Here is a 1784-nt window from a genome sequence, read left to right on the forward strand (position 1 = left end):
CAATGAGTACAGGCCCAACTCCTCGAACCATTTTATTGGCATGGCGTGATTTAACTGCGGCGTTAAGGCCAAGTGCCACCACCCTTTATCTGACATCGCTACCTTCCACGCATTGCGCTCCGTTACACCTTGTTGTTGTAACCATGTCGCTATGCCGTATCTGCGTTTGCGTTGTTTTAAGCGGTAACATCGTAGCCGTCGCCGTATCCATTCGTCTAAGCGCTGCAAGCTGCTTTTCCGTATGGCGAGTTTGAAGTAGTGTTGCCAACCTCTTAGGTATTGAGTTAATTCCGCTATGACTGCTTGCAACTCTCGCCCTCGGTTTCGCTTCGTTATCTGCCGCACTCGCTTCTTCATTTGAGTTTGTGCTGCCTTCGATAGATGGATTGTTCCATCTATCCCGAAGCGGTGGCTTAAGTAAGTCCGCTCTGTCACTCTTGTCGCACCACTTTTCTCTCGATTTACCGTGAGCTTCAGCTTTTGCTCCAAGAACTCCGTTATCGACTCTTTAACTCGATAAGCGGCTTCTTCACTATGAACGTAGATTTGGCAGTCGTCTGCATATCGACAGAACTTATGCCCTCTGCGCTCTAACTCTTTATCCAGTTCATCTAATACGATATTGGATAGCAACGGGGATAATGGTCCACCCTGTGGTGTCCCTCTTTGTCTCTGTTCAACCATCCCGTTTCGCATTATGCCTGCCTGTAGATATGACCTGATGAGCTTCAACACTCGTTTATCACTGATGTCCTGTGACAGTCTGTACATCAGTCTATCGTGATTCACTGTGTCGAAGTATTTCGCTAGGTCGATATCTACAACATAACCTCGACCTTCTCGGATGTAATGACTGGCTGCCGTTAATGCATGGTGCGCACTGCGGTTTGGTCTAAATCCGTAACTGCTATTGGAGAACTTGGGGTCATAGATATCTGACAGTACTGAGGTCATTGCCTGTTGGACAACTCTATCAAGCACGGTTGGGATACCTAGTTGCCTTACGCCACCACTAGGTTTAGGGATTTCTACACCAAGTACCGGTTGAGGTTGGTAGCTTCCTTCCAGAAGACTCTGGCGAAGCGCTTGCCCATTTGAAGCCTGTCGAAGTGTTGAGATAGTCGCATCTATGTCGAGTTTGTCGACACCTGCACATCCTTTGTTCTTCTTCACTCTTCGTAGAGCTTGATTCAAGTTGGTTGAAGAGCAGATTTGCTCCATCAACGACGTTGAGATCACCAAGACTCGTCCTCCTGTTTACGCCAATCATGCTTGTCATTCTTCATCACCATGAGCTTTACTTGCTGTATCGCCCATTGGGACGTAGAGATGGTTTTCATCTTGCTATGACCCCACATGATTGAGTGTCTAGTGACTGCTTCTTGATATATTCAGTTCGGGCCTTCCCTTAAGTTGTACTTCCTTAAGGTACTATGCCTTCTGCTGACTTCTTATTGCTCGTCATACCGCATCGCTGCTGTATTAGTCTCTATCGAGACAAGTAATAAGATCTCCCGAGGTAAGACGTTGCTCTTTCCCTTGGCCGTGCCTGATTTATCACTACACACTTCCCGTCGAGGCATCGGGCTATTCTATCTATTGCTAGGTTGCCCAAGTTGTAATGACCTACTATCAGATTTCTGTTCGTCACAACCAAGTTTTGCCATTTGCTTCCTTCAGATTTCACCTCACGGTGAACACCCTTGCATAGGCTAACGGTTCTCGCTCGACTGAGCCCGTAGAGGACTTTCACCTCCTAGATCAACGCCATGCTCGGCGCACAA

At 47.4% G+C, this 1784-nt stretch carries 1 protein-coding gene; it reads right to left on the bottom strand.

What is annotated here, in order from left to right; all coding sequences use genetic code 11:
* Nucleotides 1-1221 (bottom strand): group II intron reverse transcriptase/maturase (ltrA, locus tag AB4351_RS18155; RefSeq protein WP_170964223.1); only part of this gene is annotated, 1221 nt, incomplete at its 3' end.
* Nucleotides 1222-1784: the final 563 nt, after the last annotated feature.

The organism is Vibrio sp. 10N.261.51.F11, from assembly GCF_041471665.1.
Taxonomy (GTDB): domain Bacteria; phylum Pseudomonadota; class Gammaproteobacteria; order Enterobacterales; family Vibrionaceae; genus Vibrio; species Vibrio crassostreae_C.